Here is a 20256-nt window from a genome sequence, read left to right as displayed (position 1 = left end):
CGGCATGACAGAAGGCACCGCCAACAGCCCCGTGCTCGCGCTGCGTGGCATCCACAAGCAGTTCGGCGGCATCCCGGTGCTGCGCGACGTGCAGCTCAACCTTTACCCCGGCGAGATCCATGCGCTGATGGGGCAGAACGGCGCGGGCAAGTCGACGCTCATCAAGGTGCTGACCGGCGTGCTGCCCTCCAGCGGCGGCGAGATGTTTCTCGACGGCCAGCCCATTCACCCGGCGTCGCCGCTCGATGCGCAGAAGCTGGGCATCAGCACGGTCTACCAGGAGGTGAACCTGTGCCCCAACCTGTCGGTGGCCGAGAACGTGTTTGCGGGCCGCTACCCGCGCTGCGGCGTGGCGCAGGGTTGGCGCATCGACTGGGCGGCGGTGAACCGGCGGGCCGAAGAGCTGCTGGCGCGCATTGGCCTGGACATCGACGTGACGCGTCTGCTGTCGAGCTATTCGGTGGCGGTGCAGCAGATGGTGGCCATTGCGCGCGCGCTGGGCGTGTCGTCGAAGGTGCTGATCCTCGACGAGCCGACATCCAGCCTGGACGACGACGAGGTCGAGAAGCTGTTCGAGGTGCTGCGGCGGTTGCGCGGCGAGGGCCTGGCGATTGTGTTCGTCACCCACTTCCTGAATCAGATGTACGCGGTGTCCGACCGCATCACGGTGCTGCGCAACGGCAGCTGGATCGGTGAATGGCGCGCGGCCGACCTGGGCCCGCAGGCGCTGATTGCCGCGATGCTGGGTCGCGAGCTGGCGGCGCAGTCGGCCAGGCCTGCGGCGCTGCCGGCCTTCGACGAAGCGGCGCCCGCGTTGCTGCAGACCGAAGGGTTGGGCCAGGCGGGGCAGTTGCAGGCGACCGACTTGCGTGTGCGCGCTGGCGAGGTGGTCGGCATTGCGGGCTTGCTGGGCGCGGGCCGCACGGAGCTGGCGCGCTTGCTGTTCGGGCTTGAAATGCCGGACCGGGGTGTGCTGAAGGTCGATGGCCGCTCGGTCAGTTTCTCGAACCCCGCCGACGCCATTCGCGAAGGCATCGCACTGTGCCCCGAAGAGCGCAAGACCGACGGCATCGTGGCCGAGTTGTCGGTGCGCGAGAACATTGCGTTGGCGTTGCAGGCGCGTCTGGGTGCCAGGCGTTTTCTGTCGCATGCCGAGCAGACCGAGATGGCCGAGCGTTTCGTGAAGTCGCTGGGCATCAAGACGGCGAGTGTGGAGACGCCGATCGGGTTGCTGTCGGGTGGCAACCAGCAGAAGGCGATGATCGCGCGCTGGCTTGCGACGGAGCCGCGGCTGTTGATTCTTGATGAACCTACGCGCGGCATCGACGTGGCGGCCAAGCAGGAGATCATGGAAGAGATCCTGCGGCTTGCGAAGGCGGGCATGGCGGTGATCTTCATCTCGTCGGAGATGAGCGAGGTGGTGCGCGTGGCGCATCGCATCGTGGTGTTGCGAGACCGAAAGAAGGTGGGCGAACTGCCGGGCGGTTCCACCGAGGACGAGGTCTACGAAATGATCGCAGCCGCATGAACTCCCACGATGTCTTGTCTGTCTCCCTCCCCTCCCGGGGGAGGGCTGGGGTGGGGGCACGACTGCGTTCCCTTTCGCACGGCTGCGAATGCGGGAGCCGTTCAGGTCTCGCCCACGCCGACGGGGTACCTTGCTCCGCGAATGTCCCCCGCTTCGCTCCTCCTTTATTTCGCTGCGCAAGGCACCCCATCGGCGTGTGCGTTGTACAGAGCCGGGGTCGATCGCACGATCACCCGCAGCGTGCCCAGGTGCACAGGGCGTCGGGTGCTCCCCGCAGCGAAATAAAGGAGGAGGGGCGAAGCCCCGGGGGACATTCGCGGAGGGGAGTACCCGGCGGCCTGTGCACGCGCCCCGAACAAGCCGAACCGAACAAACCGCAACGGTAAGAAAAACAAATGACGAACAACAAGACCGCCCTGGCAACAGCGATGCACCATCGCCTCGCCTGGCCCATCGTCACCTTGTTGCTGCTGCTCGCAGTCAACACCGCCTTCAACGCCAGCTTCCTTCACCTGGAGTGGCGCGACGGCCACCTCTACGGCAGCCTGATCGACATCCTCAACCGCGCCGCCCCCCTGGTGCTGGTGTCGCTGGGCATGACCTTGGTCATCGCCACACGCGGCATCGACATTTCAGTGGGCGCAGTGGTCGCCATTGCCGCTGCACTCGCGGCCTGGATGATCGGCGGCTCCGTGGCCAACGACGTCAGCCGCTTCCCCATGCCACTCGCCATTGCCGCGGCCATCGGCATCGCACTGCTGTGCGGCCTCTGGAACGGCCTGCTGGTGGCCAAGGTCGGCATGCAGCCCATCATCGCCACGCTCATCTTGATGGTGGCCGGCCGTGGCATTGCGCAGCTCATTGCCGACGGCCAGATCATCACCATCTACTACAAGCCCTTCTTCTTCCTCGGCAGCGGCTACCTGCTCGGCCTGCCGTTCTCGCTGTTCATCGTCGCGGCCGTGTTCGTGCTGCTGTACCTGGCCATCACGCGCACGGCGCTGGGCCTGTTCATTCAGGCCGTGGGCATCAACCCGACGGCCGCGCGCGTGGCCGGTGTGCAGGCGCGGCGGCTGATCGTCGGGGCCTATGCGTTCTGCGGGGCATGCGCCGGCGTGGCGGGGCTGTTGATCAGCTCCAACGTGAAGAGCGCGGACGGCAACAACGCGGGGCAGCTCATCGAGCTCGACGCGATTCTTGCCGTCACGCTGGGCGGCACGGCGCTGACCGGCGGGCGCTTCAGCCTGGTGGGCAGCGTGATCGGCGCGCTCATCATCCAGACGCTGACCTATGCGATCTATTCGCTGGGCGTGCCGCCGGAGATCAACCTCGTGGTGAAGGCGGGCGTGGTGTTCGCGGTGATGCTGATGCAGTCGCCGGAGTTCAGGGCGGAGGTGCGGTCGCTGGTGCTGCGGCCGGTGCATGACGGGGGACGGGCATGAGTGCGGTGATTGAGACCAGACCCTCACCCCAGCCCTCTCCCGCGCGCGGGAGAGGGAGCAAGAAAGGGCTCAACCCGAAGTACCTGCCGCTGGCGGCGACGATTTCGTTGTTCGTTCTGGTGGCCACGCTGGGCTCTGTTTTCTACGACGGCTTCTTCTCGGCCCAGGTGTTTCTGAACCTGCTGATCGACAACGCCTTCCTCATCGTCGTGGCCGTGGGCATGACCTTCGTGATTCTGTCGGGCGGCATCGACCTGTCGGTGGGCTCGGTCATTGCGCTCACCACCATGGTGTCGGCCTCGCTGGTCGAGAAGCACGGCTGGAGCCCGGCCATCGTCATTCCGCTGGTGCTGGTGATGGGCACGACCTTTGGCGCGTTCATGGGCCTGCTCATCGAACGCTACCGGCTGCAGCCTTTCATCGTCACGCTGGCCGGCATGTTCCTGGCGCGCGGGCTGTGCTACCTGATCAGCATCGACTCGATCAGCATCACCAACACCTTCTACTCGGAGGTTTCGCAGGTCCGCATTCCCGTCTGGGGCGAGGCCTCGGTGTCGATCAGCGCGGTGATTGCGGTGGTGGTGCTGCTGGCGGCGGTGTTCGTGGCGCACTGCACGCCGTTTGGCCGCGCGGTGTACGCCATTGGCGGCAGCGAGCATTCGGCGATGCTGATGGGCTTGCCGGTGCGCCGCACGCTCATCGGCGTGTACACGCTGTCGGGTTTCTGCTCGGCGCTGGCGGGCGTGATCTTCACCTTCTACATGCTCTCTGGCTACGGCCTGCATGCAGTGGGGCTGGAGCTGGACGCCATTGCGGCGGTGGTGATCGGCGGCACGCTGCTCACCGGCGGCGTGGGCTATGTGGCGGGCACGCTGTTCGGCGTGCTGATGCTCGGGATCATCCAGACCCTCATTTCCTTCGACGGCACGCTCAGCTCGTGGTGGACCCGCATCGTGGTCGGCGCGCTGCTGTTCGTGTTCTGCCTGCTGCAGCGCTTCTTCACGTCGCGCACGCCGAAGCGCTGACGCCTTCTTTTCTTTTTTCTCTCTCGCACTCAGGACACCTGCGCATGTCGGACCCCACCTCCACGAACCCCCCGAAGAAGCTGCGCTCCACCGAATGGTTCGGCTCGGCCGACAAGAACGGCTTCATGTACCGCAGCTGGATGAAGAACCAGGGCATTCCAGACCACGAGTTCGACGGCCGCCCGATCATCGGCATCTGCAACACCTGGTCGGAGCTCACGCCGTGCAACGCGCACTTTCGCAAGATTGCCGAGCATGTGAAGCGCGGCATCTCGGAGGCGGGCGGCTTCCCGGTCGAATTTCCGGTGTTCTCCAACGGCGAGTCGAACCTGCGGCCCACCGCCATGCTCACGCGCAACCTGGCAAGCATGGACGTAGAAGAAGCCATTCGTGGCAACCCGGTCGATGCGGTGGTGCTGCTCACGGGCTGCGACAAGACCACGCCGGCGCTGTTGATGGGCGCAGCCAGCTGCGACATTCCGGCCATCGTGGTCACGGGTGGGCCCATGCTCAACGGCAAGCTCGACGGCAAGAACATCGGCTCGGGCACGGCCGTGTGGCAGCTGCACGAATCGCTGAAGGCAGGCGAGATCAACCTGCACCAGTTTCTGTCGGCGGAAGGCGGCATGTCGCGTTCGGCGGGCACCTGCAACACCATGGGCACGGCCTCGACCATGGCCTGCATGGCCGAGGCGCTGGGCACCTCGCTGCCGCACAACGCGGCCATTCCGGCGGTCGATGCGCGGCGCTATGTGCTGGCGCAGATGTCGGGCATGCGCGCGGTGCAGATGGCCAAGGAAGGGCTCACGCTGTCGAAGATCCTCACGCGCGAGGCCTTCGAGAACGCCATTCGCGTGAACGCGGCCATCGGCGGCTCCACCAACGCGGTGATCCACCTGAAGGCGATTGCCGGGCGCATCGGCGTCGAGCTGGAGCTGGAAGACTGGACGCGCATCGGCAGCCACACGCCCACCATCGTCGACCTGATGCCCTCGGGCCGCTTCCTGATGGAAGAGTTCTATTACGCCGGTGGCCTGCCCGCCGTGCTGCGCCGGCTCGGCGAAAACGGGCTGCTGCCGCACCCCAATGCGCTCACGGTCAACGGCCATTCGCTCTGGGACAACGTGCGCGAAGCACCGAGCCTGGACGACGAGGTGATTCGTCCGCTGAGCAACCCGCTGATTGCCGACGGCGGCATCCGCATTTTGCGCGGCAACCTGTCGCCGCGCGGTGCGGTGCTCAAGCCTTCGGCCGCCTCGCCGGAGCTGCTGAAGCACCGCGGTCGCGCGGTGGTGTTCGAGAACCTGGAGCACTACAAGGAGCGCATCGTCGATGAAGACCTCGACATCGATGCCAGCTGCGTGATGGTGCTGAAGAACTGCGGCCCCAAGGGCTACCCCGGCATGGCCGAGGTCGGCAACATGGGCCTGCCACCCAAGCTGCTGCGCCAGGGCGTGAAGGACATGGTGCGCATCTCCGACGCGCGCATGAGCGGCACCGCCTACGGCACGGTGGTGTTGCACGTCGCGCCCGAAGCAGCGGATGGCGGGCCGCTGGCGGCGGTGCGCGACGGCGACTGGATCGAGCTCGACTGCGACGCGGGCCGGCTGCACCTGGACATCAGCGACGAAGAACTGGCCGCGCGCCTGGCATCGCTTTCCACCACCGACGCGCAACCGATGAGCACGCGCGGCGGCGGCTACCAGAAGCTGTACGTCAACCACGTGCTGCAGGCCGACGAAGGCTGCGACTTCGACTTTCTGGTGGGCTGCCGCGGCTCCGCCGTGCCACGCCATTCGCATTGAAGAACCCAACGCAAGAAGACCACATGACCCCCAGATACCGCGGCATCTTTCCGGTGGTGCCCACCACCTTCACCGAACAGGGCGCGCTCGACATCCAGAGCCAGAAGCGCTGCGTCGACTTCATGATCGACGCGGGCTCCGACGGCCTTTGCATCCTGGCGAATTTTTCCGAGCAGTTCGTGCTGTCCGACGACGAGCGCGAGGTGCTCACGCGCGAGATCCTCGAACACGTGAAGGGCCGCGTGCCGGTGATCGTGACCACCACGCACTACAGCACCAAGGTCTGCGCCGAGCGCAGCCGCCGCGCGCAGGACATGGGCGCGGCCATGCTGATGGTGATGCCGCCGTACCACGGCGCCACCTTCCGCGTGCCGGAGCCGCAGATCCATGAGTTCTATGCGCGGCTCTCCGACGCGGTGGGCATACCCATCATGGTTCAGGACGCACCGGCCAGCGGCACGGTGCTGTCGGCGCCGTTTCTGGCGCGCATGGCCACGGAGATCGAGCACGTTGCGTACTTCAAGATAGAGACGGCCGGCGCGGCGGCCAAGCTGCGCGAGCTGATCCGCCTGGGTGGCGACGCCATCGAAGGCCCGTGGGACGGCGAGGAAGCCATCACGCTGATGCCCGACCTGGACGCCGGCGCCACCGGTTCGATGACCGGCGGCGGCTACCCCGACGGCATTCGCCCGATCATCGAGGCGCACCGCGCGGGCGACCGCGACAAGGCCTTTGCGATGTACCAGCAGTGGCTGCCGCTCATCAACTACGAGAACCGGCAAGCGGGCCTGCTGGCCTGCAAGTCGCTCATGAAGGAGGGCGGCGTGATCGCTTGCGAGGCACCGCGGCATCCGCTGCCGGCGATGCATCCGGCAACGCGCGCCGGGCTGATCGAGACGGCGAAGCGGCTCGATCCGCTGGTGCTGCGCTGGGGGCGCTGATGGTTCGGTCTTCGGCGAAGTAGGGCGAGAGAATTTCCGTCAGCCAGTCCATCATGGCCAGCACGCGCGGCGCGAGCTGTCGGCGGTTGGCATACAGCAGCGACACCGGCATGGGGCGTGCATTGAACTCCGGCATCACCAGCACCAGCCGCCCTTTGGCCGCGTTGGCTTCCAGCCCCACGGCCGGCGCCTGAATGAAGCCCAGGCCCGCCAGCGCGGCGGCCTGGTAGGCGTCGGTGCCGTTCACCGTGACGGTGGCGCGCACCGGGTGCACCTTGTAGTGGCCGTCGGCGGGGTCGAGGTATTCCCAGCCCGCGTCGTTCGACGCCAGCGTCTGCGCGAAGTGAACGATGCGGTGCTGCGCCAGATCTGCCAGCGTGTGCGGCGTGCCGTGCGCTTGCAGGTAGGCGGGGCTGGCGGCATTGGCCATGCGCATGAAGCCGATGGGCCGTGCGACAAGTTCGGTGTCGCCGAGCACGCCGATGCGCAGCACGCAGTCGAAGCCTTCATGCACCAGGTCCACACGGCGGTCGGTGGTGCTGATGCCGACTTCGAGCGCGGGATGCCGCGCCAGGAACTCGGGCAGGCGCGGAATGACGACGTCGCGTGCCACGGCGCTGGGCAGGTCGATGCGCAGCCGCCCGGTCAGCCCACTGGCGTGCGTGCGGAACATGGCGGCCAGTTGCTCGCCTTCGGCCAGATAGTCCTTGCAGCGCGCCAGGAAGCGCTGGCCGTCTTCTGTGAGGCGCACGCTGCGCGTCGTGCGCTGCAGCAGCCGCGTGCCGAGTCGCACTTCGAGCTGCTGCACGGCCACCGACACACGCGCGCGGGTCAGGCCCAGCTGGTCCGCTGCGCGGCTGAAGCTCGCGAGCTCGGCGACTCTGGAGAAGATGCGCAATTCGTCGGCGTTCATGGAATTCATGGCCTTGGATTGTTGTCTTTTTGGATAACGGTGTGCACGGTTCTGCGGGGTTTATCTTGCTGCAGGTAATTCTTAAAGTCCGTGAATCGACTTGCCGATTCACTTCCAAGGACTTTGAAATGACCGCTGCCACTCGCTCTACCCACCCTACCGCCTCCCGCATCGCGCTCATCACCGGCGGCAGCCGCGGCCTCGGCCGCAGCGCCGCGCTGGCGCTCGCCGACGACGGCGTCGACGTGATCCTGACCTATGTGTCCAACGAAGCCAGCGCCCGTGCGGTGGTGGCCGAAATCGAGGCCAAGGGCCAGCGCGCCGTGGCGTTGCAGCTCGACGTGGGCGACAGCAAGACCTTTCCCGCCTTCGCGCAAGTGGTGAAGGCAGCGCTGGCCGCCACATGGCAGCGCGAGCGCTTCGACTTTCTGGTGAACAACGCCGGCACGGGCCTGCATGCGAGCTTCGAGGAGACGACCGAAGCGCAGTTCGACATGCTCTTCAACATTCACTTCAAGGGCACGTACTTCCTAACGCAGAAGCTGCTGCCGCTCATCAACGACGGCGGGCGCATCGTCAACCTGTCCTCGGGGCTGACGCGCTTCTCCATGGCGGGCGCTTCGGCCTATGCCTCGATGAAGGGTGGGGTGGAAACGCTGACGCGCTACCTGGCCAAGGAGCTTGGCCCACGCGGCATTGCGGTGAACACGGTTGCGCCGGGCGCGATCGAGACCGACTTCAGCGGGGGCATGGTGCGCGACAACCCGCAGGTGAACGCCATGGTTTCAGGCTTCACTGCACTGGGCCGCGCGGGGTTGCCGGACGACATCGGTGGCGCCATCGCCAGCTTGCTGGGCGAGCGCAATCGCTGGGTCAATGCCCAGCGCATCGAGGTGTCGGGCGGGATGCTGGTGTGAGCACGGGGCGTGCTCAGCACGGGATCAGTTCTTTTCGAGTTCGGTGAGCTGCAGCGACAGGTCGAACAGCTTGGACTTGCTGGCGTAGTAGCGGTCGAGCCGCCACTCTTTCAGGATGTCCATTGCAAGCTCGAAGCTCTTGTAGTCGAGGCTGTACAGCGTGACCAGTTCGAAGCTGCGTTCGGACTCCAGGGCCAACACGAGCTGGGCCAGGATCTTGGCCGATTCGTTGGCCGGGTCCGTTTCGATGAATCGGCGAGCGACCTTGATGGCATTCATGGGAAGGGATTCCTCGGTAGGCAGGGACCGAGAACTATAGCTAGCACACCCACACCTTTTATGACAGTCGTGTGACAACGAAGGGCATCGGCCTGCTCCCCGGCGCGCAGCGCGAAGAGCAGGCTGGTGGGCGCTATTGCCGGGGCTCAGCGCATCGGCATCGGTGCCGGCATGGGCGCCATCGCCGGGTCGGGCGCGCGCTCCATGGGCATGGGACGCGGGGGCATCGGCCGCATCGGGCGGGCGGGCCGTATGGTGGTGGTGACCGACTCGCGGATCACGCCGCCGCCCATCACGCTGCCTTCCACGGCCGCGGCGGTGTTGCCGCTGCCACCGAGCACGCGGGCTTCGCAGTCGGCGCGGTCGGCGGGCTGCTGCAGGCCGCAGCGTGCGAGGGCGTTGGCGCGGTAGTCGGGTGCGCCGGTCAGCGCGCCCTGGGCGGCCGCCTGGCGTGCGGCACCGGCTTCGCGGATGCAGGCGGAGCGCTCTTGCTGGTTGTGGCCGCACACGGCCAGCTCGCGCTGGTACGTGCTGTCGGACTCACCGCGCCGCGGCGATGCGGCCGAGGCGATGGTGGTGGCTGCCATGCCGCTGATGGCGAGCATGGCGAAGATCATCGAGCGTGTGTTGTTTGTCATGGAAGGCTCCTTCTGGTGAGCTGAGTGAGCTGAAAAACCTGAACTGGCGAATGTTGGATGCGGTGGAACCGGGCGCGGTTCGCTTGGCTCAACGCACGGGCTGGGCCGGCAGTGGCGTCACGGTTTCGCGGATCACGCCGCCGCCCATCACGCTGCCTTCGGTGGTGGTGCGCGCACCGCCCTTGATGCGGGCTTCGCAGTCGGCCTGGTCGGCGCCGGGCTGCTCGCTGCAGCGGGCCAGCGAATTGACCTCGCCGCGTGCCGGGCTGGGCGTGGTCAGGCCGCTGCGGCCGGCCTCCTGCTTTGCGGCGCCGGCTTCACGCAGGCACGCGGCGCGGTCTTGCTGCACGCCGTCGCACACCGCGCGTTCTTTCTGCATGCGGGCGTCGGAGCCCGGTGCCTGTGCGCTGGCGGTCTGCGCGCCGAAGACCATGAAGCCACTGGCCGCGAAGAGGGCGGTGGCGGAAAGAAGGGAACGAACTGTTGTTGTCATGCGGGCTCCTGGTGGGGCCACGTACTTCTGATGAATCAGCAGGTGCGCGACCGGATCCACAGTGTGGTGCGGGCCCGTGCGTGCGCGGTGTGGGACAGCCGCACGCAGCGGGCCGAGCCGGACGCGCCCCTCGCTGTGGGACACGTCCGTCAACGCGGCCGTCAGCCAGCGGCGATGCGCTGTGCGAGGTGAGCGAGCGCTTCCTCGACCTGGTCGACCAGGATGAGCGACAGGTCGCCCGGCTGCAGCCGCGCCAGCGCCGTGTCGATGGCCACGAACTCGCCGCGAATCTCGTCGATCTGGCGCGTGCGGGCCGCGCCCTGCAGCCCCTGGCGCAGCAGCGCCATCACTTCGCCGTCGGCGCGGCCACGTTGCGCCGCGTCCTGATACAGGATCACGTCGTCGAATGCCTGGCCGAGGATGGCCGTCTGGTCGCGGATGTCCGAGTCGCGGCGGTCGCCCGCGCCGCTGATGACCACCGAGCGCTTCTTGGCCGGCATCGTGTCCACGGCCGACACCAGCGCGCGCATGGCGTCGGTGTTGTGGCCGTAGTCGGCAATGACGGTGGCGCCGCGGTAGTCCATCACGTTGAAGCGGCCCGGCACGCCGGCCGCGTCGTTCATGAAGCTCGCAAGGCCGCTGCGGATGGTGTCCCAGTCCAGGCCCACGGCCCACGCGGCGGCCACGGAGGCCATCACGTTGTCGACCTGAAAGCCGATGGTGCCGCCGCGCGTGATGGGCACGTCGCGCAGCGCGATGCGCTCGCGCCACGAGCCTTCGGCGGCCACCAGCGTGTCCTGGTCGACGTACACGGTGCGCTTGCCTTGCGCGCGGTGCGTGGCCATGACCGGGTGCATGCGGTCGGCGGTGAAGAAGATCACATGGCCGGGGCAGCCCGCGGCCATGGCGGCGACGTTCGGGTCGCCGGCGTTGAGCACCGCGTAGCCGTCGGCGGCCACGTTGCGCACGATCACGCGCTTGAGCACCGCCAGGTCTTCCACGGTGGTGATGTAGTTCAGCCCCAGGTGGTCGCCGCTGCCGATGTTGGTGACCACGGCCACCTGGCAGCGGTCGAAGCCCAGGCCTTCGCGCAGCACGCCGCCGCGGGCCACTTCGAACACGGCCGCGTCCACGTCGGGGTGCATCAGCACGTTGCGCGCGCTCTTGGGGCCGCTGCAGTCGCCGCTGTCGGTCTGGCGGCCGTCGACGTACACGCCGTCGGTGTTGGTCATGCCGGTGCGCAGGCCGCTGGAGGTGAGCAGGTGGTTGATCAGGCGCGCGGTGGTGGTCTTGCCGTTGGTGCCGGTAACGGCAACCACCGGAATGCGGCCGTCGTCGCCGTGGGCGAACATGGTGTCCATCACCGCCTCGCCCACGGCGCGGCCGCGGCCGAACGAGGGCGAGATGTGCATGCGCAGGCCGGGCGCGGCGTTGACCTCGACCACGCCGCCGTGCTGTTCTTCCAGCGGGCGCAGCACGTTCTCGCAGACCATGTCCACGCCGCAGATGTGCAGGCCGACCATCTGCGCCGCATCGACGGCGCGTGCCGCCACTTCAGGGTGCACGGTGTCGGTCACGTCGGTGGCGGTGCCGCCGGTCGACAGGTTGGCGTTGTTGCGCAGCACCACGCGCTGGCCGCGCGCGGGCACGCTGTCGGGCGTGAGGCCTTGCGACTCGAGCCGGCCGATGGCAATGTCGTCCAGCCGGATCTTGGTGAGCGAGGTGGCATGGCCTTCGCCGCGGCGCGGGTCGAGGTTCACGGTGTCCACCAGCTGGCGCACGCTCATGCTGCCGTCGCCAATGACCTGCGGCGGGTCGCGCCGCGCGGCGGCCACCAGGCGGTCGCCCACCACCAGCAGGCGGAAGTCGAAGCCGGGCAGAAACTTTTCGACCATCACCTCGCCGTACACGGCGGCAGACGCGTAAGCCGAGAACAACTCCTCTTGCGTGGTGATGTTCACCGTGACGCCCTTGCCCTGGTTGCCGTCCTGCGGCTTCACCACCACCGGCAGGCCGATTTCGTGGGCCGCGGCCCAGCCGTCTTCGGCGCTGCGCACGGGGCGGCCCAAAGGCACGGGCACGCCGGCGGCGTTGAGCAGCTGCTTGGTCAGTTCCTTGTCCTGCGCAATGGATTCGGCCACGCCGCTGGTGCTGTCGATTTCAGCGGCCTGAATGCGGCGTTGCTTGGAGCCCCAGCCAAACTGCACCAGGCTGCCGCGCGTGAGGCGGCGGTACGGAATGCCGCGTGCCACGGCCGCATCGACGATGGAGCCGGTGCTCGGGCCCAGGCGCTCCGACTCGTCCAGGTCGCGCAGCTCGGTGATGGCGGCGTCGGCGTCGAACGGGGTGTCGGCCTGCACGGCGGCAATGAGTTGCTCGGCCAGCTCGATGGCGCGGCGGCCCACGGCCTCTTCGCTGTACTGAAACACGACCTGGTACACGCCTTCTTCCAGCGTCTGCGAGGTGTGGCCGAAATTGACGGCGCAGCCGGCCTGGGCCTGCAGCGCCACGGCGGCGTTTTCCAGCACATGGGCCAGTGCCAGGGGCTGGCCCAGCACCATGGGGTGCAGCTCGCCGATGGTCGGGAAGCGCGCGCGCAGGCGGGCTTCGAAACCGGCCAGCTTGCTGATGGCGTTTTCATCGCCTTCGCAGGCCACGACCGCTTCAATGGCGGTGTGGCGGCTCCAGAGATTGGGCCCGCGAAGGGCTCGGGTGCGGGTGACTTTCATGGGCGGGCGCGGTTTCTATTCAAGAAACACCGTGGAACCGGCTTTGCCGGCCAATGGTGTTGCCCCCCGGTAGGGGGAGGGAGATGCGACACGAAGTGCGCGAAGCCTGGGGGCGAGCATCGGCAGTCAGATGAATTGAGCTTGGAGAGGCTGGGTCTGCGACAGCTGCAGCGAGGCCAGCGCAGCCTGCAGGTCGGCCTCGAAGGCCTCCACGCCGGCGCCGATCAGGTTCAGCGGAATGCCCAGGGCCCAGGCCGCGGCCACGGCGGCCAGCAGGCTCTCCAGGCTCACGCCCGCATGGCTGGCGCGCCACACGGTCAGCCGGCCGAGGCCGGGCAAAAACGATTCGCTGCTGCCGTTGGCCAGCACCACGCGGTCTTGCCGCACCAGCACGGCCTTGCCGCCGGCGGCCTGGTGCGCGGTGAGCGCGGCGGCCTGCGGGTCGGCCGCATACAGAATGACCGCGCCGTCGCACAGCGGCGCCAGGCCGGCCACGCGCGCGTCGTCGGCGTTCAGCACGGCGGTGCCTTCGGACAGCACCACGTCGACCTGCGTACGCAGCACCTTCACCAGCTGGTCGCTCTCGGTGATGTCGTAGTCGGCCAGGGCTTGCGCGCCGTCCAGGTCGGTGACGATGCCGACCTGGCAGCGGTCGTAGGAGAGGCCGTCGCGCAGGATGGTTTCGGCGCCGTTCTCGATCACCACGGCCTGCACGGCCCGGTTGACCAGCAGGCGGTGGCCGGCGTCCCAGTTGGCGCTGTCGCGGGCGTCGACGCGGCGGCGCTCCAGGAACAGGCCGTCGCGGCAGGCCAGGCCGGTGTTGCGCCCGCCCAGGTTGATGAGCCAGGCCACCAGGCGCGCCAGCACGGCGGTGTTGCGCGAGCCGGCCACGCCGATCACCGGAATGCGCCCGGGTGCGTCGTTGGGGAACAGGTGGTCGCAGATGGCGCGGCCCACCGGGCGGGGTGAACCGACGGCCGGCTTCAGGTGCATCAGCAGGCCGGGGCCGGCGTTGACTTCGACGATGGCGCCGCGCTGCGGGCCCAGCGGCTTGGAGATGTCCTGCGCCACCAGGTCGATGCCCGCGATGTCCAGGCCGACCACGCGCGCGGCCAGCACGGCGGCGTGCGCCACTTCGGGGTGAACCTGGTCGGTGCAGTCGTTGGCCATGTTGCCGTTGCGCTGGATCGTCACCACGCGGCCGGCGGCCGGCACGGCGGCGGCATCGAGCTCCTGGCGCTTGAGTTCGAGCTGCAGCTTGGCGTCGGTGTCGAGCACGATCACGTCGAGCGGAAATTCTTCTTCGGCGCCGCGGCGCGGGTCGCTGTTGAGCTGCTTGTCGATCAGCTCGCGCACCGTTGCCACGCCGTCGCCGGTCACGGTGATGATCTCGCCGCGCGCGGCCGCCACCACCTCGCCGCCCACCACCAGCAGGCGGTGTTCGTGGCCGCGAATGAAGCGCTCGACCATCACGTCGCTGCCTTCGGGCTCGGCCACCGCGTAGGCGGCCATCACTTCTTCGCGCGTGGTGAGTTCGAGCGACACCCCGCGGCCGTGGTTGGCGTCCGAGGGCTTCACCACCACCGGCAGGCCGATGTCTTCGGCGGCTTCCCAGGCTTCTTCGGCGCTGGCGACGATCTGGCCTTCGGGCACGGGCACGCCGCAGCTGGCCAGCAGGGACTTGGTCAGTTCCTTGTCGCTGGCAATCGATTCGCCAATGGCGCTGGTGTAGTCGGTCTCGGCGGTCCAGATGCGTTGCTGGTTGGCGCCGTAGCCCAGTTGCACCAGGTTGCCGCTGTTCAGCCGCATGTGCGGAATGCCGCGGTCGGTGGCGGCGGCCACGATGGCCGCGGTGCTCGGGCCCAGGTAGCAGTCTTCCACCTTGGCCTTGACCGCGTCCACCGCCTTGTGCACGTCGGCGGGGGTGAACGGGTCGTTGTTGATGGCCGCCATCAGCAGGCGGTGGCCTTCGGCCAGCGCCACGCGGGCCACCTCTTCGTCACGCGCGCGGAACACCATGCGGTAGACGCCGTGCTCCGACGTGCTGCGGGTTTGCCCGAAGCCGGTCGGCATGCCGGCCAGGTTGAGCAGCTCGATCACCACGTGCTCCAGCACATGCCCCGACCAGGTGCCTTCGGTCAGTCGCTGGATGAAGCCGCCGCGCTCGCCCACGCCGCAGTGGTGCTCGATGAGCGCCGGCAGCAGCCCGGTCAGGCGGTCGGTGAAGCCGTCGATCTTGTTGGAGGGGAAGTCTTCCAGCAGGCCCAGGTCGAGCCAGACTTCGAGCACCGGACGGTAGGTCCAGAGGTTGGGACCGCGCAAATAGTTGATGCGCAGCAATTGGATGTCGTCGAAACGGGTCATGCAAACGTTCGATGTGCTTTGGCCGAGCACCACGGCGCCTTCAAGCGCGCCCATGGTGATCGGTCAGAATCGGCGCCCGACGAAGGGCGCCATTACGCGGTCCATGCGGCCCGCGACGGGCAAGAGTCAAAGAAACACAATGCAACATCACGATCCAGTCGGCACCCGGGAGGGCGAAACCGAGGCGGCTTCAGCACTGCTGAAAAACCGTCTCGCAGTCGCGGAAAACGTTCTGGTAACACTGACGGTTGACCTCGACGACCAACTTCGCTTCTCTCGCGGCCTGGTTGCACTGACTGACCACAGGCTGATTTCGCTCGATTCGGGCGGCGAATGGCGTGAGTGGGCGCTAACAGATTCAGCCCTTGAACTGCGCCTTTCCGACCATTCCGGCGTCGGAACCCTTGATTTGACGGGCCCCGCGGGCCAATTGGGCCGCTGGCGCTACACGCTGGGCGGGCAGGCCGCTGCGCTGCGGCTGCTCAAATTGTTCGGACAGCGAACGCAGGGTGTCGCCAAGGAGACGCCGCAAATTTTTGACGCGGCTGACGGCGAAGACGGCGCCATCGACGCCGCCACGCAGGCCCCGCCGTCCACCTGGGTGCTGCTGCGCCTGGGCCGTTTTGCCGGCCCGTACCGCAAGCAGTTGATCCTCGGCTTTGTTCTGACCCTTATTTCCACGGCCGCCACGCTGGTGCCGCCGTACCTGACCATCCCGCTGATGGACGACATCCTGATTCCGTTTCAGAACGGCCAGAAGATCGACAACATGCGCGTGGGCGTGTACCTGGGCGGGCTGCTGATTGCGGCGCTTGTCGGCTGGGGGCTGGGCTGGGCGCGCACCTACCTGCTGGCGCTGGTGTCCGAGCGCATTGGCGCCGACCTGCGCACCACCACCTACGAGCACTTGCTGACCCTGCCGCTGGACTATTTCGGCGGCAAGCGCACCGGCGACCTTATGTCGCGCATCGGCTCCGAAACCGACCGCATCAACGTGTTTCTGTCGTTGCATGCGCTGGACTTTGCCAACGACGTGCTGATGATCGTGATGACCGCGGCCATCCTGTTCTCCATCAACCCGCTGCTGGCCGTGGTCACGCTGGTGCCACTGCCGTTCATCGCCTGGATGATCCACGTGGTGCGCGACCGCCTGCGCACCGGCTTCGAGAAGATCGACCGCGTCTGGTCCGAGGTGACCAACGTGCTGGCCGACACCATTCCCGGCATCCGCGTGGTCAAGGCCTTTGCCCAGGAGCGCCGCGAAGCCGAGCGCTTTCGCGTGGCCAACGCCTACAACCTGCAGGTGAACGACAAGCTCAACCGCACCTGGTCGCTGTTCACGCCGACCGTGTCGCTGCTTACAGAAATCGGCCTGCTCGTGGTGTGGGCCTTCGGCATCTGGCAGGTGGCACGCGGCAGCATCACGGTGGGTGTGCTCACCGCGTTCATTGCGTACATCGGGCGCTTCTATACGCGGCTGGACTCGATGAGCCGCATCGTCTCGGTCACGCAGAAGGCGGCGGCCGGCGCCAAGCGCATCTTCGACATCCTCGACCACGTGAGCAACGTGCCCGAGCCGGCAAACCCGGTGAAGGTGGAACGGGTGCAAGGGCGCATCGAGATGAGCGGGCTGGGCTTTCGCTACGGCTCGCGCGCCGTCATTCACAACCTCGACCTGGTGATCGAGCCCGGCGAAATGATTGGCCTGGTGGGCCACAGCGGCTCGGGCAAGAGCACGCTGGTCAACCTGATCTGCCGCTTCTACGACGTGACCGACGGCGCCATCAAGGTGGACGGCACCGACATTCGCCGCTTTGCCGTGGCGGACTACCGCCGCCATGTGGGGCTGGTGCTGCAGGAGCCGTTTTTGTTCTTCGGCACCATCGCGCAGAACATCGCCTACGGCAAGCCCGACGCCACGCGCGACGAAGTGGTTGCGGCGGCCCGCGCGGCCCATGCGCACGACTTCATCCTGCGGCTGCCGCACGGCTACGACTCGCTGGTGGGCGAGCGCGGGCAGGGCCTGTCGGGCGGGGAGCGCCAGCGCATCAGCATTGCACGCGCGCTGCTGATCGACCCGCGCATCCTGATCCTGGACGAAGCCACCTCGGCGGTGGACACCGAGACCGAGAAGGAAATTCAGAAGGCGCTGGACAACCTGGTGCAGGGCCGCACCACCATCGCCATTGCGCACCGCCTGTCGACGCTGCGCAAGGCCGACCGGCTGGTGGTGATGGACCGTGGCGAGGTGGTCGAGGTGGGACCGCACGACACCTTGATGGCCAGGCAGGGCGCTTATTGGCGGCTGTACCAGGCGCAGCTGCGCCAGGGCGACGACGATGCGAGCGAAGGCGCGGCCAGCGAGCGCGCCGGGGCACAGGCACCACTCGCAGTCACCCACGCAGCCCACCCCGCGGGGGACGCATGAACAACGACAACACATCTTTCGAGCTCCAACGCGACAGCTTCGGCCGACTTGTGCTGACCGACGCCCAGGGCGAGCGCCACGTGGGCGTCACGCCGGTGCGGGCCTTTCCGCTGAGCGCGCCTGCGCACGGTGTGTCGCTGGTGGGCGGCGAGGGGCGCGAGCTGGTCTGGGTCGACAACGTGGCGCAACTGCCTGCGTCGACCAAGGCGCTGCTCGAAGAAGAGCTTGCGGTGCGCGACTTTGCGCCCACCCTGCTGCGCCTGCATGGCGTGTCGAGCTTCGGCGTGCCCAGCACCTGGACCGTGAGCACCGACCGTGGTGACACCACGTTCGTGCTCAAGGCCGAGGAAGACATTCGCCGCATCGAGGGCGGCGCGCTGCTCATTGCCAGCGCGCACGGCGTGCAGTTCAGGATTCCCGATGTGAAGGTGCTGGACCGCGCGTCGCGCAAGCTGCTCGAGCGCTTCCTCTAGCAGCCCAGGGCTCAGTCGAGCAGGTCGGAGTACTCGCCGCGCTCGTAGGCGTCGGCGGTCTGCCAGGGCAGCGCCTTGGGCGCCGCGATGGCCGAGGCCGTCATGGTGTTGAGCGAGGTGCCGTGCGCGTTGCGCTGCTCGATCTTGCGGGCGTAGCGGCCGGCCACGTCCCAGTCGATGCGCAGCGTGCTCTCGCCCTGCGGCAGCTCGTAGCGCTGCACGCCCTTGCTGGCCGTGCCCAGTGCCTTCATGCGCGGCAGGCTGGCCGGGTCGACCAGCCAGTAGGCGTTGGCCCACGAGCCGCCGTAGCCGACGTTGCCGTAGTTGGCCTGGTCGACCTCGATCACCTTGCGCTGCGCGCGCAGCACCATGCCCACCTGCACCTTGCCGGCCGCATCGCGGCGCAGCCACAGCGGCGCGGCGGTGTTGTCGGCGTGCGAGTGGCCGATGTGCACCTTGCCTTCGCTGGCCTCATGGTCGTGGTCGGCGCGCAGCACGGGCGGCAGCTCGCGCTCGATCCACACCGTGCCGGCGCGGCGGAACATCAGGTCGGCGTAGCGGCTCTCGCGCTGCACGCCGTCCTTGCCGATCGACAGCACATGGTGGCTGATGCGCAGGTTCTGGTCGGGCGCCGCGGCATCGCCCGCGGCGCTGGCGGCCAGCGAAAAGGCCGCCAGGGCCGTGGCGCTCAGAAGCGCCTTGCAGGTGTGGGAGGCAGTCACAGGCCGGCCGCTTCCTTGACCTTGTTGAACACCTTGATGTTCTCCATGGTGCCCTTGAAGATCTTCGAGCCCGCGCCGCCCGCAAACAGCATCACGTCGCCGCCACCGTGCGTTTCCGCGCCGGGCGAACCGAGGTTGATGCCGACTTCCTGCAGGAAGTTGTCGTCGGTGGTGTCCATCGCGGTCTGGTCGTCGCGCGTGGCCGCGCGTGCCGGCGCAATCCACTTCTTGTTGCCGTCTTCTGCATTGACGTCGCTGCCCGCTGTCGCGTTGGGCCGCCCGCCGTTGCCGAACACCAGCGTGGTGTACGGCTTGCCGTCGATCGCCTTGGAGGGCTTGCCGTCGGCGTAGCCGTTGACCAGGCCCAAGATCGGGTTGCCGATCTTCGGATAGCCGTTGAAGGCGATCGCATGGTCATGGTCGGCCGTGACCACCACCAGCGTGTTCTTCAGGCCCGGGTCTTTCTTTTCCATGTAGGTCAGCGCGGTCTGGATGGCCGTGTCGAAGGCCAGCGTGTCTTCCAGCGCGCGCTTGGCATTGGTGCCGTGCAGCGCGTGGTCGATGCGCCCGCCTTCCACCATCAGGAAGAAGCCCTTGTCGTTCTTGCTGAGCACGCCAAGCGCCTTCTCGGTCATGTCCGACAGGCTGGGCTGGTCGAGGTTCTGCTTCACGCGGTCCAGCTCGTAGGCCATTTCGCTCTGCGAGAACAGGCCCAGCAGCTTGCCCGTGGCGGCGGTGTCCACGGCCTTGAGCTTGGTGCCGTTGTCCACGTAGGTGTAGCCCTTGGCCGTCATCGCGGCCACCAGGTCGACGCCGTCGGTGCGCTTGGTGCCGGCGCTCGTCAGGTAGTTGCGCTGGCCGCCACCCATCAGCACGTCGATGCCGTCGAGCAGCTTGGGGTTGTAGTTGGCATGGCCCGGCACGCTCTGCTCGGCAATGGTGTTGTAGCCGTTGCGGTTGCAGATGTGCGCATAGGTGGTGGCCGGGGTGGCATGGCCCACGCGCGTGGTCGACACCGCGCCCACCGCACGGCCCTTGGCCTTGGCAAGCTCGAGCAGCGTCTCGGCGGCCTTGCCGTTGGTCGGCAGGCAGGTGGTGTTCTCGCCGTTGATGTACTGCTTGCCGGTGCTGTCGACAGCGGTGGTGTCGCTGGACATCGAGATCACCTCGTTGCGCATCTTCACGCCCGTCATGTACGCGGCCATGGAGGGCGCGCTGTCGGTGGTCTGGCCGTCCAGCGAGAAGGTCTTCACGCGCGCCGCGTAGGGCAACGACTGCATGACGAGGTTGGCGCGCTCCGGGCTCACCAGCGAGCCGGGCTTGGCGGCCAGCTGCTTTTCGCCCTTGTAGATGCGCGCGGCGGTCACGGTGACCGGGCCCATGCCGTCGCCGAGAAAGAAGATGACGTTCTTGGCTTCGCCGGCGGCGTGCGCGCCCGCCGAGAGCAGGCCGGCGGCGGCGCAGGCGAGCGCGGCGGCCAGGCGGGTGGTGCGAATCGAGCGGGGGGTGCGGTTCATGGTCGTGTTCATGGTTGTGTGCGTCCGGGGGGTGTTGCCGCC

Annotated in this window: 15 protein-coding genes and 1 pseudogene; 8 read left to right on the top strand and 8 right to left on the bottom strand. The window is 67.6% G+C overall.

What is annotated here, in order from left to right:
- Positions 1 to 4 precede the first annotated feature (4 nt).
- The 5 genes from VLK31_RS04350 (at position 5) to VLK31_RS04330 (ending at position 6741) form a co-directional block, all read left to right on the top strand.
- Positions 5 to 1528, top strand: a complete 1524-nt coding sequence (locus VLK31_RS04350) for a sugar ABC transporter ATP-binding protein (protein WP_409167130.1) — start codon at positions 5 to 7, stop codon at positions 1526 to 1528.
- 395 nt (positions 1529 to 1923) lie between these two features.
- Complete coding sequence (locus VLK31_RS04345) at positions 1924 to 2970, top strand: ABC transporter permease (protein ID WP_409167129.1); 1047 nt, start codon at positions 1924 to 1926, stop codon at positions 2968 to 2970.
- Positions 2967 to 3995, top strand: coding sequence for a galactofuranose ABC transporter, permease protein YjfF (yjfF, locus tag VLK31_RS04340; RefSeq protein WP_409167128.1), 1029 nt, complete (start codon positions 2967 to 2969; stop codon positions 3993 to 3995). Before VLK31_RS04345 ends, yjfF begins: the two co-directional genes overlap by 4 nt.
- A 44-nt stretch (positions 3996 to 4039) precedes the next feature.
- Positions 4040 to 5800, top strand: coding sequence for an IlvD/Edd family dehydratase (locus VLK31_RS04335; RefSeq protein ID WP_409167127.1), 1761 nt, complete (start codon positions 4040 to 4042; stop codon positions 5798 to 5800).
- 23 nt (positions 5801 to 5823) lie between these two features.
- Complete coding sequence (locus VLK31_RS04330; protein WP_409167126.1) at positions 5824 to 6741, top strand: dihydrodipicolinate synthase family protein; 918 nt, start codon at positions 5824 to 5826, stop codon at positions 6739 to 6741.
- Positions 6742 to 6787: 46 nt separating this feature from the next.
- Here the strand turns inward: VLK31_RS04330 and VLK31_RS04325 are convergent.
- Positions 6788 to 7654 (bottom strand): annotated as a pseudogene (locus tag VLK31_RS04325) (LysR family transcriptional regulator); the annotation flags it as partial.
- Between the two features lie 128 nt (positions 7655 to 7782).
- Here VLK31_RS04325 and VLK31_RS04320 point away from each other — a divergent pair.
- The gene (locus VLK31_RS04320; RefSeq protein WP_409167125.1) at positions 7783 to 8571 is read left to right on the top strand and encodes an SDR family NAD(P)-dependent oxidoreductase; all 789 of its coding nucleotides are present in this window, start codon (positions 7783 to 7785) and stop codon (positions 8569 to 8571) included.
- A 24-nt stretch (positions 8572 to 8595) separates the two neighbouring features.
- Here the strand turns inward: VLK31_RS04320 and VLK31_RS04315 are convergent, their stop codons facing one another.
- The 5 genes from VLK31_RS04315 to cphA (VLK31_RS04295) all read right to left on the bottom strand — a co-directional run bounded on the left by VLK31_RS04315 (position 8596) and on the right by cphA (VLK31_RS04295) (position 15074).
- On the bottom strand, positions 8596 to 8850 hold the full coding sequence (locus VLK31_RS04315; protein ID WP_409167124.1) for a hypothetical protein: 255 nt from the start codon (positions 8848 to 8850) through the stop codon (positions 8596 to 8598).
- A 146-nt stretch (positions 8851 to 8996) separates the two neighbouring features.
- Positions 8997 to 9488, bottom strand: a complete 492-nt coding sequence (locus tag VLK31_RS04310; protein ID WP_409167123.1) for a hypothetical protein — start codon at positions 9486 to 9488, stop codon at positions 8997 to 8999.
- 88 nt (positions 9489 to 9576) lie between these two features.
- A complete protein-coding gene (locus VLK31_RS04305) occupies positions 9577 to 9981 on the bottom strand; it encodes a hypothetical protein (protein WP_409167122.1) in 405 nt (134 codons plus the stop codon).
- Between the two features lie 161 nt (positions 9982 to 10142).
- Entirely contained in the window at positions 10143 to 12710 is a 2568-nt protein-coding gene (cphA, locus tag VLK31_RS04300) for a cyanophycin synthetase (protein ID WP_409167121.1), read from the bottom strand.
- A 126-nt stretch (positions 12711 to 12836) separates the two neighbouring features.
- Entirely contained in the window at positions 12837 to 15074 is a 2238-nt protein-coding gene (gene cphA, locus VLK31_RS04295; RefSeq protein WP_409167120.1) for a cyanophycin synthetase, read from the bottom strand.
- Positions 15075 to 15213: 139 nt separating this feature from the next.
- Between cphA (VLK31_RS04295) and VLK31_RS04290 the strand changes: the two genes are divergently transcribed.
- Together VLK31_RS04290 and VLK31_RS04285 are read left to right on the top strand one after the other, a co-directional pair.
- The gene (locus VLK31_RS04290; protein WP_409167119.1) at positions 15214 to 17502 is read left to right on the top strand and encodes an ABC transporter ATP-binding protein; all 2289 of its coding nucleotides are present in this window, start codon (positions 15214 to 15216) and stop codon (positions 17500 to 17502) included.
- Positions 17499 to 17975, top strand: coding sequence for a DUF1854 domain-containing protein (locus VLK31_RS04285; protein ID WP_409167118.1), 477 nt, complete (start codon positions 17499 to 17501; stop codon positions 17973 to 17975). The genes VLK31_RS04290 and VLK31_RS04285 overlap by 4 nt, the downstream gene beginning before the upstream one ends.
- Before the next feature lie 11 nt (positions 17976 to 17986).
- Here VLK31_RS04285 and VLK31_RS04280 read toward each other — a convergent pair whose 3' ends face one another.
- Both VLK31_RS04280 and VLK31_RS04275 read right to left on the bottom strand, forming a co-directional pair.
- Positions 17987 to 18697, bottom strand: coding sequence for a hypothetical protein (locus VLK31_RS04280; RefSeq protein ID WP_409167117.1), 711 nt, complete (start codon positions 18695 to 18697; stop codon positions 17987 to 17989).
- Positions 18694 to 20226, bottom strand: coding sequence for an alkaline phosphatase (locus VLK31_RS04275; protein ID WP_409167116.1), 1533 nt, complete (start codon positions 20224 to 20226; stop codon positions 18694 to 18696). Before VLK31_RS04275 ends, VLK31_RS04280 begins: the two co-directional genes overlap by 4 nt.
- Positions 20227 to 20256 lie beyond the last annotated feature (30 nt).

Source organism: Variovorax sp. H27-G14 (assembly GCF_046156345.1).
GTDB lineage: Bacteria > Pseudomonadota > Gammaproteobacteria > Burkholderiales > Burkholderiaceae_C > Variovorax.
Note: the sequence above shows the minus strand (reverse complement) of the source record. Positions and strands in the feature narration are given on the sequence as shown.